A 13,209-nucleotide genomic window follows, 5' to 3' on the forward strand; every position below is an offset into this window, starting at 1 on the left:
CAATGCTGCAGGGCGCTAGTTGCGTGCTGCCTGCTTGTTGCTTGCCAGTTGCTTGCTGATTAACCGCGTGCTCTGTCTATATGGCGCCGGTTTGCGCAATGGCAAGCCGACGCCAGCAGACTTGACGCTGTGCTGCGCTTACAGGTCGAGCAGCAGACGCGCCGGATCTTCCAGCGCATCCTTCATGGCGACCAGCGACAGCACCGCTTCGCGACCGTCGATGATCCGGTGGTCGTACGACAGCGCCAGATAGTTCATCGGGCGGATCACGATCTGGCCGTTTTCGACCACTGCGCGTTCCTTGGTGGCGTGCACGCCGAGAATCGCGGATTGCGGCGGGTTGATGATCGGCGTCGACAGCATCGAACCAAACACTCCGCCGTTCGAGATCGAGAACGTACCGCCGGTCATTTCTTCGATGGACAGCTTGCCGTCCTTCGCCTTCTGGCCGAATTCAGCGATCTTCTTTTCGATGTCGGCGAGGCTCAGCTGATCTGCGTTGCGCAGGATCGGCACCACCAGGCCACGCGGCGAACCGACCGCGATACCGATGTCGAAGTAACCGTGATAGACGATGTCGTTGCCGTCGATCGACGCATTCACCAGCGGGAACTTCTTCAGTGCATGCACCGCTGCCTTGACGAAGAACGACATGAAGCCGAGCTTCACGCCATGTTCCTTCTCGAAGCGGTCCTTGTACTTGTTGCGCAGGTCCATCACCGGCGCCATGTTCACTTCGTTGAACGTCGTGAGGATGGCGTTGGTTTGCTGCGACTCGAGCAGACGCTCGGCGATACGCGCACGCAGACGCGACATCGGCACGCGCTGTTCCGGACGGTCCTTCAGCGAGGCGTCGGCAGAGACCGGTGCCTTGACGTCCGGCAGCGACGGCTTGGCCGCCTTCGGTGCGGCAGCCGGTGCCGGTGCTGCGGCCTTGGCAGCCGGAGCGCCTGCGGTCAGCACGTCACCCTTGGTGATGCGGCCGTCGCGGCCGGTGCCCGACACGTCGCCTGCGCCGAGGCCCTTCTCGGCCATCAGCTTGCCGGCGGCGGGCGAAGCTGCGGTGTTCGCACCCGTTGCGGATGCGGCTTGTGCAGCGGCAGGAGCCGGTGCGGCAGCGGGTGCCGGCGCGGCTTCCGGAGCCGGCTTCACTTCGGCTTCGACAGCAGCGGCGCCAGCCTTGCCTTCGGTGTCGATCTTGGCGATCACCTGATCGGCCGTGACGGTGTCGCCGTCGTTCGCGATCACTTGAGCCAGCACGCCGGCTGAGGGAGCCGGCACTTCCAGCACGACCTTGTCGGTCTCGATTTCGATGAGGATCTCGTCTTGCGCGACAGCCTCGCCGGGTTTCTTCTTCCACTGCAGCATGGTGGCTTCCGAAACCGACTCCGAAAGCTGCGGGACCTTGACTTCAACAATAGACATTGTGATTTTTCCTGAATACGTATCTGGTGACAACGAACCGTCTGCGAACCGTGGATGAACCGTCACTCGCGGTCGGGGAAAGCGCGCTGCGCTTTCCCGGTTCGCTTGTTGTGGTTATTTGGCGATCGACGAGCTCTTCAGACGGCCGAACGCACCTTCGACCAGCGCCTTCTGCTGTTCGTAATGCTTCGCGTAGTAGCCGACTGCAGGCGATGCCGAGGCCGGACGGCCGCTGTATGCCAGCTTCTGTCCATCCTTCATGCCGTCCTTCAGGTGGTGCTCGATGTAGAACCACGGGCCTTGATTCTGCGGCTCGTCCTGCACCCACACCACTTCGGTGGCATTGTCGTACTTCTTCATTTCCGCTTCGAACTGCTTGTGCGCGAACGGATAGAGCTGTTCGATACGGATGATCGCGACGTCGTTGGCCTTCGCTTCGCGGCGATGGGCCACCAGGTCGTAATACACGCGGCCCGAGCAGGCGATCACGCGCTTGACCTTCTTCGCTTCGATGGCTTCGTCCACTTCGCCGAGGATCGGCTGGAACGCGCCCTTCGCCAGTTCGGACAGGTCCGACACGGCTTCCTTGTGACGCAGCAGCGACTTCGGCGTGAAGACGATGAGCGGCTTGCGGAACAGGCGGATCATCTGACGGCGCAGCAGGTGGAACATCTGTGCCGGCGTGGTGGGCTGAACGACCTGCATGTTGTGGTCTGCGCACAGTTGCAGGAAACGCTCGATACGCGCCGACGAGTGCTCCGGACCCTGACCTTCGTAGCCGTGCGGCAGCAGCATCGTGAGACCCGACACGCGGCCCCACTTCACTTCGCCCGACGAGATGAACTGGTCGATCACGACCTGCGCGCCGTTCACGAAGTCGCCGAACTGCGCTTCCCACGCGACGAACGTGTTCGGCTCAGCGGTCGAGTAACCGTATTCGAAGCCAAGCACGGCTTCTTCCGACAGCACCGAGTCGATCACCGAGAACTTCGCCTGACCTTCGGCGATGTTCTGCAGCGGCACGTACGTGCCGTCGTTCCAGCGCTCGCGGTTCTGGTCGTGCAGCACCGCGTGACGGTGCGTGAACGTGCCGCGGCCCGAGTCCTGACCGGTCAGGCGCACGGCGTAGCCGGAAGCGACCAGCGACGCGAACGCCAGATGTTCGCCCATGCCCCAGTCGAGCTTCGCTTCACCACGGCCCATGGCACGGCGGTCGTTGATGACGCGCTCGACGAGCGGGTGCACCTTGAAGTTTTCCGGGATCGTGGTGATGCGTTCGGCGAGGCGCTTGAGTTCGGCGAGCGGCACGGCCGTATCAGCCGCGTCGGTCCACTTGCGGTTCAGGAACGGCACCCAGTCCACTGCGTACTTGCTCTTGTAGTTCGAGAGCACCGGGTCGACGGTGTGATGGCCTTCGTCCATCGCCTTGCGGTAGGCCTTGACGAATTCGTCGCCTTCTTCCGCGGTGATCACGCCTTGCTGCACCAGCTTTTCAGCGTACAGCGCGCGCGTGCCCGGATGCTTGGCAATCGTCTTGTACATCAGCGGCTGCGTGACCGCCGGCGTGTCCTGCTCGTTGTGGCCCAGCTTGCGGAAGCAGACGATGTCGACCACGACGTCCTTGTGGAACTGCATGCGGAAGTCGATGGCGATCTGCGTAGCCAGCACCACGGCTTCGGGATCGTCGCCGTTCACGTGCAGCACCGGTGCTTCGATCATCTTGACGACGTCCGAGCAGTACAGCGTCGAGCGCGAGTCGCGCGGGTCCGACGTGGTGAAGCCGATCTGGTTGTTGATGACGATGTGCAGCGTGCCGTGTGTGCCGTAACCGCGCGTTTGCGCGAGGTTCAGCGTTTCCATCACGACGCCCTGGCCAGCGAAGGCCGCGTCGCCGTGGATCTGCACCGGCAGCACCTGCAGACCGCTGTCGTCGCCGCGACGGTCCATGCGAGCCTTGGCCGAGCCTTCGACCACCGGGTTGACGATTTCGAGGTGCGACGGGTTGAACGCGAGCGACAGGTGCACCGGGCCGCCTTCGGTCGAAACGTCCGACGAGAAGCCCTTGTGGTATTTCACGTCGCCAGCCGGCAGATCGTCGACGTGCTTGCCTTCGAACTCGGCGAACAGGTCAGCCGGCATCTTGCCGAGCGTATTGACCAGCACGTTCAGACGGCCACGGTGAGCCATGCCGATGACGATTTCCTGCACGCCGCGGGCACCGCCGTGACGCACGACTTCGTCCATCGAGGCGATGAAGCTCTCGCCGCCTTCCAGCGAGAAGCGCTTCTGGCCGACGTACTTGGTATGCAGGAAACGCTCGAGGCCTTCAGCGGCCGTCAGGCGGTTCAGGATGTGCTTCTTCTTGTCGTTCGAGAAGTTCGGCGTGGAACGGATCGATTCGAGCTTCTCTTTCCACCAGCGCTTCTGTTCCGGATCGCTGAGGTACATGTACTCGGCGCCGATCGTGCCGCAATACGTGTCGCGCAACGCCTTGACGATATCCCGCAACGAAGCCTGTTCGAAACCGAAGTACAGGTTGTTCGTGTTGAACGTCTGGTCCATGTCGGCTTCAGTGAAGTCGTAGAACGCAGGTTCGAGTTCGGGGATAGCGGGACGTTCGCGGCGCTTCAGGGGATCGAGATTGGCCCATTGCGAGCCGAGGAAGCGATACGCGCCGATGAGGGACTGCACGTAGACCTGCTTGCGAGCGGTGGCGAGATCTTCGCCGCCAGCGGCAGTGCGCGGGATGAAGGCGTTGGCCTTGGCCCGTTGAGCAAATGATTCGACGATCGGGCCGTGGGCCACGTCGTTGGCATTGCTGCCATCCGATGCAGGAACGTTCTGCAACGCGTCGAAATACACACGCCAGTTCTCGGGCACTGACGCCGGATTGTCGAGATACGCTTCGTACATTTCTTCAACGTACGGAGCATTGCCGCCGAACAGATAGGAGTTCGACTGGAATTGCTTCATCATTTTTACGCTCACCTTTCTTCGAGTTTCTCGAGAAATAGCGGGTTACCGAAACCTTCCGCGACACGGCCTGACCGTTTGGCGGATTGCGCGAATCAAGTCTTGCTTGGAAGGACCTTAACTTGCATCCGCGCAAGCATAGCACAGAACGAATAGTCCAGATAGCTGACATAGCGCCGCGAACCCTTTACCGGCGGGCTTTTGCGCACCTTTTTGAGTCTCACAATAGTGTGCTGCGAGGAATGGCAAGTACTCACAACAATCAGTTTGGGCCAGAAACGGCAAAAGCCACCCGGAGGTGGCTTTTGCACTGCATCACGCATTGCGTCATTTACGCGTGACCTTGCGTTAAAGCCGCTTTAAATCAGCTTTGGACCGCATGGGCTACCGCGTAAGCGTGGACCTTAATCCACCGCGCCCTTGCGGCTCGCGCTGCGACGCTCGTGTTCCTTCAGATAGCGCTTGCGCAGACGGATGGATTGCGGCGTGACCTCGACCAGTTCGTCGTCGTCGATGAATTCGACGGCGTATTCCAGCGACATCTGGATAGGCGGCACGAGACGCACGGCTTCGTCAGTACCCGACGAACGCACGTTGGTGAGCTGTTTGCCCTTGATCGGGTTCACGACGAGGTCGTTGTCGCGGCTGTGAATGCCGATGATCATGCCTTCATACAGCGGCTCGCCCGGCGACACGAACATACGGCCGCGATCCTGCAGCTTCCACAGTGCGTAGGCCACGGCCGCGCCGTCGTCCTGCGAAATCAGCACGCCGTTGCGACGCTCGCCCACCGCGCCTTCCTTGACCGGCTGATACGAGTCGAACGTGTGGCTCATCAGGCCCGTGCCGCGCGTGAGCGTAAGGAATTCCGACTGGAAGCCGATCAGGCCACGCGCCGAAATACGATACTCGAGACGCGTACGGCCACGGCCGTCCGATGCCATGTCGAGCATTTCGCCCTTGCGGCGACCGAGTTCTTCCATCACGCCACCCTGATGGCCGTCTTCCATGTCGACCGTCAGGTTTTCATACGGCTCGTGCTTCACGCCGTCCACTTCCTGCATCACCACGCGCGGACGCGACACGGCCAGCTCGTAGCCTTCGCGACGCATGTTTTCCACCAGAATGGTCAGGTGCAGTTCGCCGCGGCCTGCCACTTCGAAGGTGGTTTCGTCGCCGGTTTCCTTCACGCGCAACGCCACATTGTGGTTCAGTTCCTTGAACAGGCGGTCGCGGATCTGACGGCTCGTCACGAACTTGCCTTCACGGCCGGCGAGCGGCGACGAATTCACGAGGAAGTTCATCGTGAGGGTCGGCTCGTCCACCGTGATCATGGGCAACGCGTCCGGTTGTTCCGGTGCGCAGATGGTCACGCCAATGCCGATTTCCTCGATACCGTTGATCAGCACGATGTCGCCGGCTTCAGCGGAATCCACCTGAACGCGTTCGAGGCCCTTGAACGACAGCACCTGATTGATCTTGCGGTTCAGGATCGCGCCGTCGGGACCCGAGCGCACGGCGACAGCCATGCCCGGCTTGATGCGGCCACGCGTGATGCGGCCCACGCCGATACGGCCCACGTACGACGAATAATCCAGCGAGGTGATCTGCAGCTGCAGCGGTGCTTCCGGATCTGCCGGGCGGACCGGCACGTGTTCCAGCACGGCTTCGAACAGCGGACGCATATCGCCTTCGCGCACGTCCGGCGTCAGGCCTGCATAGCCATTGAGACCCGAAGCGTAGACGATCGGGAAATCGAGCTGCTCGTCGGTTGCGCCCAGCTTGTCGAACAGGTCGAAGGTCTGGTTGATCACCCAGTCGATACGCGCGCCCGGACGGTCCACCTTGTTGATCACCACGATCGGCTTGAGGCCGAGCGCCAGCGCCTTCTTGGTCACGAAGCGCGTTTGCGGCATCGGGCCTTCCACGGCGTCCACCAGCAGCAGCACCGAGTCGACCATCGACAGCACGCGCTCCACCTCACCGCCGAAGTCGGCGTGGCCCGGCGTGTCGACGATGTTGATGTGGGTGCCTTCGTACTCGACCGCGCAGTTCTTCGAGAGGATCGTGATGCCACGTTCCTTTTCGATGTCGTTCGAGTCCATCACGCGCTCGGCAACCTGCTGGTTGTCGCGGAACGTGGCGGTCTGGCGGAGGAGCTGGTCGACGAGCGTGGTCTTGCCGTGGTCGACGTGAGCAATAATGGCAATGTTGCGTAGGGCGCGGGTCATAGGAACCTGGAGACAGTTGAGTGCGCCTGCAGCAGCATTGTGTACAAAAGCTAACAAAGCCCAAAGCGCACTTTTGGGAACCCAAAATTATAGCACGTGAACGTTAAGTTCTCTGGTTTTCCCTTAGTGCAGCGCCTTTTGGCGTCGCTTTTGCGCTCGCAGCAACCTCCACCGCACTTCCATTTCCCCGACTTTCGGTATCTCATTGGCTTACATCGCCTTTCGCGAAGAGCTGACAGAATTCCCGCGCGCCGTACCGCTTCAACAGCGCCCGCAAGGCCCTGACGGGCAATCCAATTACCGCGTCGCTCCGAGAAAGTGCCTTTCCTGTCTTGCAATAACGCTTGCCGCGTCAAGTAAGCAACCACTATAATCCTGCATAGTCAACCATTGCAGTCGCACAAGAATCATGACGGATCAGACACAATCGCCGCCGCCCGAAATCAGTGCCTACCAGCTCGGCGAGAGCGTCGGCTATCTGATTTCCCGCGTCAGATCGACGATGGCGAATGAGATTACCCAGCGCACCATGACCGAGGTGGGCATCACCAGTCAGCAGGCCAGCATCCTGTTCATGGTGGCGAGCGGCAAGTGCCTGCTGGCAGCGGAACTGGCCCGCGAGTACGGCATCGACGCAAGCGCGGTCACACGTCTCGTGGACCGGCTCGAGAAACGCGGGCTGCTGACCCGGGTGCGCAGCAGCGAAGACCGCCGCGTCGTGCGCCTCGCCCTCACCCCCGAAGGCCAGAGCATTGCCGCCCGCATGCCGGCCATTTTCAACGGCGTGGTGGACAACCTCCTTGCCGGCTTCACCGCCGAGGAAGTCGGCTTCCTGAAGAGCATGCTGCGGCGAGTCCTGATCAATAGCGGCTGCGATCTATCCGGCATAACCCGTGACGTAGCAAGCAATTCCTGACGCCCGGCTGCCTTTATCTCGTTGCGCTGTCCACCATTACAAATATTGACCTTCATAGAGTCGAGCGATGAAATCTCTTTCTCTGTCGGCGCCCAGGGTGTCGTGCCGGGCCGCTGTCACCGCAGCGGTGGCGGCGCTAGCCCTCACGGGGTGCGCGAACTACATCGGTATCAAAAGCGACAAGCAGATGTCGGCGCCGACCCAGTACGAATCCAGCCAGAGCATGCCCTCTCAGGGCGGCCAGTGGCCGTCGCTCGACTGGGCCAACCAGTTCGGCGACCCGCAGTTGCCGCAACTGATCGCGGAAGCGCTGGATGGCAACCCGTCGATCGCCCAGGCACAGGCGCGGCTCGCCAAGGCGTCGTCGTATATCGAAAGCACGCGCTCGGCGCTCTATCCGAAGGTCAACGGCAGCTACTCGTGGAACCGCGAGATTTTCTCCGCCAACTCGATCTACCCGCCGCCCTATGGCGGCACCTGGTACAGCGAGAACAACGTGCTGGCGAGCGCCTCCTGGGACCTGGATCTGTGGGGCAAGAACCGCCAGCGCCTCGGCCAGGCGGTCTCGCAGGAGAAAGCCGCTGAAGCCGATGTGCAGCAGGCGCGCGTGACGCTCGCCGCTTCCGTGGGGAGTACGTACAACCAGCTTGCCCAGCTCTACGCACTGCGCGACATCGCAGCGCGCGAAATCGCCAACCGCCAGGACATTGGCCGGATTACCAATGGCCGCGTGCTGGCCGGTCTCGATACCAACGTCGAGCGGCAGACCGCCAACGGCAACATTGCCACCAGCCAGACCAACCTGAGCGATCTGGACGGCCAGATCACCGTGGTGCGCTATCAACTGGGCGCCCTGCTTGGCAAGGGCCCCGATCGCGGCCTGCAGATCGCGAAGCCGGTGTTGACCGCCGGCAACGCCGTAGTGCTGCCGGATAACGTGCCGGCCGATCTGGTGTCGCGCCGTCCCGATGTGGTCGCCGCGCGCTGGCAGGTCGAAGCCGAGATGCACGACGTGAAGGAAGCCAAGGCGGAATTCTTCCCGGACGTGAATCTCTCGGCCGGGTTCGGTTTCGATGCCTTCGGCTGGGGCAAATTCCTGACAGCGTCGAGCCGCAACATGCAGTTGGGACCGGCCATTCACCTGCCGATCTTCGACGCCGGTGCGTTGCGCTCGCAGTTGAAGGGCCGCTACGCCGACTTCGACCTCGACGTGGCCAACTACAACCAGACGCTGATCAACGCGCTCTCGGACGTCGCCACGCAGATCTCGACGATCCGCTCGATCGACCAGCAGTCCGGCGATGCGCAGCGCGCGCTCGACGCCTCGACCAAGGCGTACCAGCTCGCGGTGATCCGCTACAAGGCGGGTCTGTCGGAGCAGTTGCAGGTGCTGAACGCCGACCAGAACCGCCTCGCCGCCGAGCAGACGGTGACCAACCTGACGATGCGCCGCCGCGACATGCAGATCGGCCTCATCAAGGCGCTGGGCGGCGGTTTCGATGCGACCCAGACCGGTCTGATCGTACCCACCGATGCCCCGGCCGCCGCATCCGATGCAACGGCCACCTCGGCCGTATCGGCCCCAGCGACGCCAGCGACCACGCCGAACACACAAGCCGCCGCGGCAGCGAACTGAAGCTGAATGCCCGCCCAGATAAACGACGCAGATTGAAAGAATACGGAGCATATCAATGAGCACCCCCCAGCAACCCCCTGCCCCCGCGCAACCGGCGAACAACAGCAAACGCAAGCGCATGATGGCGCTGCTCGTCATCGTGATCCTGATTGCCGCGATCGCGTACGGGCTGTACTACTTCCTCGTGGCCCGCTTCCACGAGTCCACTGACGACGCATACGTGAACGGCAACGTGGTGCAGATCACACCGCAGGTCACTGGCACCGTGATCGCCGTCAACGCCGACGACACCCAGACAGTCAAGGCCGGCGACCCGGTCGTCGTACTCGATCCGGCCGACGCCCGCGTCGCGCTGCAACAGTCGGAAGCGAATCTCGGCCAGGTGGTGCGCCAGGTGCGCGGCCTGTTCGCGGATGACAACCAGTACCAGGCACAAGTCGAAGTGCGCGAGGCCGATCTGTCACGCGCCCAGGACGACCTGCGCCGCCGCATGATGGTCGCGCAGACCGGCGCCGTCTCGCAGGAAGAAATCTCGCACGCCCGCGACGCCGTGAAGAGCGCCCAGGCCGCACTCGACGCCGCGAAGCAGCAACTGGCCTCGAACCGCGCCTTGACCTCCAACACCACGATCGCGGATCACCCGAATGTGGAAGCGGCTGCCGCCAAGGTGCGCGACGCGTATCTGGCGAACGCCCGCAACACGCTGCCCGCGCCGGTCACGGGTTATGTCGCGAAGCGCTCGGTGCAGGTCGGCCAGCGCGTCTCGCCGGGCAATCCGCTGATGGCGATCGTGCCGCTGAATGGCGTGTGGGTCGACGCGAACTTCAAGGAAGTGCAGCTGAAGCACATGCGCATCGGCCAGCCGGTCGAGCTGACGGCTGACGTGTACGGTTCGTCGGTGATCTTCCACGGCAAGGTGGTGGGCTTCTCGGCAGGTACGGGCTCGGCTTTCTCGCTGCTGCCGGCGCAGAACGCCACGGGTAACTGGATCAAGGTGGTGCAGCGCCTGCCGGTGCGTATCGAACTCGATCCGAACGAACTCGAAAAGCATCCGTTGCGGATCGGCCTGTCGATGGACGTCGACGTGAGCATCAAGGACGAAAACGGCGGTCAACTCGGTGACGCCAAGAACACGGTCTATCAGACCAGCGTGTTCGACAAGTACGGCGACGAAGCCGACGCCGAAATCGCCCGCATCATCGCCCAGAATGCCGGCCCGAATGCCGACAAGACGAGCGGCGGCACGCAAAAGTCCGCCGACCGCGGCAGCAAGCCGGCCGCCAAGGCCATGTAAGGACGTCCAGTTCAGGAAAGGTTGTTAATCAATGGCTCAGCCTCAAGCGCAAGTCCCTCATCCGCCGCTGGAGGGTGCGCAACTGGTGATCGGCACCATTGCGGTGTCGCTCGCCGTGTTCATGAATGTGCTCGACACGTCGATTGCGAACGTGTCGATTCCGTCCATCTCCGGTGACCTCGGCGTTTCATCCGATCAGGGCACCTGGGTCATCACCTCGTTCGCGGTGGCGAACGCGATCTCCGTGCCGCTGACCGGCTGGCTCACGGACCGTATCGGCCAGGTGCGGCTCTTCATGGCGTCGATCGTGTTGTTCGTGATCTCGTCGTGGATGTGCGGGCTTGCGCCCACGCTGCCCTTCCTGCTCGCCTCGCGCGTGCTACAAGGCGCGGTGGCCGGTCCGATGATCCCGCTTTCGCAAACGCTGCTGCTCGCCAGTTACCCACGTGCGAAGGCGCCCATGGCGCTCTCCATGTGGGCCATGACGACCCTGGTCGCCCCCGTGGCAGGGCCAATTCTCGGCGGCTGGATTTCAGACAACATCTCGTGGCCGTGGATCTTCTACGTCAACATTCCGGTCGGCACCGTGGCCGCCATTGCGACGTGGACGATCTTCCGCAATCGCGATTCGGTGATCCGCAAGGCGCCTATCGACGGTGTGGGGCTCGCACTGCTGATCATCTGGGTCGGCTCGTTGCAGGTCATGCTCGACAAGGGCAAGGACCTCGACTGGTTCTCGTCCACCACCGTCGTCGTGCTGGCGCTGACCGCCGTGATTGCGCTCGCGTTCTTCATTGTCTGGGAGCTGACCGCGGAGCATCCGGTGGTCGACCTGTCGCTCTTCAGCAAGCGCAATTTCACGGGCGGCACGGTCGCGCTTTCGATCGGCTATGGGCTTTATTTCGGCAATCTGGTGCTGTTGCCGTTGTGGCTGCAAACGGACCTCGGCTACACCGCCACGGACGCGGGTCTCGTGATGGCGCCGGTGGGTCTGTTCGCGGTGCTGCTCTCGCCGCTGACCGGCAAGATCCTGCCGCGCACCGATCCGCGATATATCGCGACGCTCTCGTTCCTCGTGTTCGCGCTGGTGTTCTGGATGCGCTCGCGCTACACGACCGGCGTCGACGAGTTTTCGTTGCTGCTGCCCACGCTGATTCAGGGCATCGGCATGGCGGGCTTCTTCATTCCGCTCGTGTCGATCACCTTGTCGGGTTTGCCGGGCAACCGGATTCCAGCGGCGTCGGGTCTGTCGAACTTCGTGCGGATCATGTGCGGCGGTATCGGCACGTCGATCTTCCAGACCGCGTGGGACCATCGCACGATCCTCCATCACGCACGTCTGAGCACGCAGGCCAATGCCTACAACCCGGTGTTCGATCAGTCGATCCAGCAAATGGGGGCGGCCGGTTTTAGCCAGCCGCAGGCGTATGGGCTCTTCAACAACATGGTCACGCAGCAGGCGGCGCAGTTGGGCGTGAACGATCTGTTCTACGTCTCGGCGGGGATTTTTATCGCGCTGATTGCGTTGATCTGGATTACCAAGCCGGAACGCGCGGGTGGTGATGCGGGGGCAGCGGCGGCTGCGGCGCATTGAAGTAGCTGGCTGCCCGGCGCGAAGCAAAGAAAAAGGCGGTGCCGCAAATTGCGGTACCGCCCTTTTTGTCTTCGCTCGATGCGAATGATGCCTGACGCGCCGTGCAGGCGTGGTTTGGCTAATCAGTTCGTGGCAGCCGACACCACCAGGCGCTCGGGCGCGAGCACGCCCTCGCCCACTTTCGCCACGCCGAGCAACTTGCGTTCGTCGCTCGAATACACCCGCACGCGCTCAGCAGCGGCCGCTTCGTCGCTCAGGGCGAGTTGCGTCAATGGCAGACGTTGACCGTGCAGAAAGCGGCGCGTCGCCTCCGTGTCGAGCTGCACCGTGGGGAAGGTGGACAGCAGTGCATCCACCGGTTGCAGCCACGCATCGCGCTCGCCTTCTGCGGCGTTCGAAAGCGCCTCGAGCGTCACCGCATTCTCCAGCGTCAACGCGCCCACGCCCGTGCGCCGTAGCGCCACCAGATGCGCGCCGCAGCCGAGCGCCTCGCCGATATCCTCGGCCAGCGTCCGCACATACGTGCCCTTGCTGCAGGTCACACGAAACGTCACGTCGGGAAGCGCACACGCCAGCAGTTCGAGCGCGTGAATCGTCACCTGACGCCCCTCCCGCTCCACGACCTGACCGGCCCGCGCGTATTCGTATAGCGGCTTGCCGTCGCGCTTGAGCGCCGAGTACATGGGCGGCACCTGGACGATCTCGCCGCGAAAGCGGGTCAGCGCGGCAAGCACCGCCGCCTGATCGCAGGTCACGTCACGCGTCTCGACGGCTTCGCCTTCCGCATCACCGGTGGTGGTGCGAATGCCGAGGCGCATGGTTGCTTCATACGTCTTGTCCGCTTCGAGCAGGTCTTGCGAGAACTTCGTCGCCTCGCCGAAGCAAAGCGGCAACAGACCCGAGGCGAGCGGATCGAGCGTGCCGGTATGCCCCGCCTTTTTCGCCAGATAGAGACGCTTGGCGCGAATCAACGCGTCATTGCTCGACAGGCCAATGGGCTTGTCGAGCAACAGAACGCCGTCGAGCGCGCGGCGCGGCACTTTGGGCCGCTTGTTGGCCGACTCAGCCGCGCTTGAATCTACTCGTGAGGATGCAGTCATGTGAGAACAGTCAGCGAACGAAAACCCGATGAGGCAAAAG

Annotated in this window: 8 protein-coding genes; 4 read left to right on the top strand and 4 right to left on the bottom strand. The window is 62.7% G+C overall.

Annotated elements, in window-relative coordinates; genetic code table 11:
- Positions 1-138: 138 nt before the first annotated feature.
- From odhB to typA, 3 genes are all read right to left on the bottom strand, one after another.
- Positions 139-1,425 (bottom strand): 2-oxoglutarate dehydrogenase complex dihydrolipoyllysine-residue succinyltransferase, encoded by a 1,287-nt coding sequence (odhB, locus tag D0B32_RS10745; protein ID WP_117333922.1) that lies wholly within the window; start codon positions 1,423-1,425, stop codon positions 139-141.
- A gap of 114 nt (positions 1,426-1,539) precedes the next feature.
- Entirely contained in the window at positions 1,540-4,401 is a 2,862-nt protein-coding gene (locus D0B32_RS10750; protein ID WP_117333923.1) for a 2-oxoglutarate dehydrogenase E1 component, read from the bottom strand.
- 401 nt (positions 4,402-4,802) lie between these two features.
- Positions 4,803-6,629: a translational GTPase TypA gene (gene typA, locus D0B32_RS10755; RefSeq protein WP_117333924.1), complete on the bottom strand. Its 1,827-nt coding sequence runs from the start codon at positions 6,627-6,629 to the stop codon at positions 4,803-4,805.
- A gap of 409 nt (positions 6,630-7,038) precedes the next feature.
- On the opposite strand from typA, the gene D0B32_RS10760 reads away from it, so the two are divergent.
- The 4 genes from D0B32_RS10760 (at position 7,039) to D0B32_RS10775 (ending at position 12,069) form a co-directional block, all read left to right on the top strand.
- On the top strand, positions 7,039-7,545 hold the full coding sequence (locus tag D0B32_RS10760; RefSeq protein WP_117333925.1) for a MarR family winged helix-turn-helix transcriptional regulator: 507 nt from the start codon (positions 7,039-7,041) through the stop codon (positions 7,543-7,545).
- 67 nt (positions 7,546-7,612) lie between these two features.
- Entirely contained in the window at positions 7,613-9,181 is a 1,569-nt protein-coding gene (locus tag D0B32_RS10765) for an efflux transporter outer membrane subunit (RefSeq protein WP_117333926.1), read from the top strand.
- 55 nt (positions 9,182-9,236) lie between these two features.
- Positions 9,237-10,475: an EmrA/EmrK family multidrug efflux transporter periplasmic adaptor subunit gene (locus tag D0B32_RS10770; protein WP_117333927.1), complete on the top strand. Its 1,239-nt coding sequence runs from the start codon at positions 9,237-9,239 to the stop codon at positions 10,473-10,475.
- Between the two features lie 31 nt (positions 10,476-10,506).
- Positions 10,507-12,069 (top strand): DHA2 family efflux MFS transporter permease subunit, encoded by a 1,563-nt coding sequence (locus D0B32_RS10775; RefSeq protein WP_117333928.1) that lies wholly within the window; start codon positions 10,507-10,509, stop codon positions 12,067-12,069.
- 122 nt (positions 12,070-12,191) lie between these two features.
- Here D0B32_RS10775 and truB read toward each other — a convergent pair whose 3' ends face one another.
- Positions 12,192-13,169 (bottom strand): tRNA pseudouridine(55) synthase TruB, encoded by a 978-nt coding sequence (gene truB / locus D0B32_RS10780; RefSeq protein ID WP_117333929.1) that lies wholly within the window; start codon positions 13,167-13,169, stop codon positions 12,192-12,194.
- Positions 13,170-13,209 lie beyond the last annotated feature (40 nt).

The organism is Paraburkholderia sp. DHOC27 (assembly GCF_003429005.1).
Taxonomy (GTDB): domain Bacteria; phylum Pseudomonadota; class Gammaproteobacteria; order Burkholderiales; family Burkholderiaceae; genus Paraburkholderia.

Bases quoted from the DNA above. Each gene is read 5' to 3' on its own strand.
- typA (WP_117333924.1), bottom strand. From the start codon at position 6,629: ATGACCCGCGCCCTACGCAACATTGCCATTATTGCTCACGTCGACCAC.
- D0B32_RS10760 (WP_117333925.1), top strand. From the start codon at position 7,039: ATGACGGATCAGACACAATCGCCGCCGCCCGAAATCAGTGCCTACCAG.
- D0B32_RS10770 (WP_117333927.1), top strand. From the start codon at position 9,237: ATGAGCACCCCCCAGCAACCCCCTGCCCCCGCGCAACCGGCGAACAAC.
- D0B32_RS10765 (WP_117333926.1), top strand. From the start codon at position 7,613: ATGAAATCTCTTTCTCTGTCGGCGCCCAGGGTGTCGTGCCGGGCCGCT.
- odhB (WP_117333922.1), bottom strand. From the start codon at position 1,425: ATGTCTATTGTTGAAGTCAAGGTCCCGCAGCTTTCGGAGTCGGTTTCG.
- D0B32_RS10775 (WP_117333928.1), top strand. From the start codon at position 10,507: ATGGCTCAGCCTCAAGCGCAAGTCCCTCATCCGCCGCTGGAGGGTGCG.
- truB (WP_117333929.1), bottom strand. From the start codon at position 13,169: ATGACTGCATCCTCACGAGTAGATTCAAGCGCGGCTGAGTCGGCCAAC.
- D0B32_RS10750 (WP_117333923.1), bottom strand. From the start codon at position 4,401: ATGATGAAGCAATTCCAGTCGAACTCCTATCTGTTCGGCGGCAATGCT.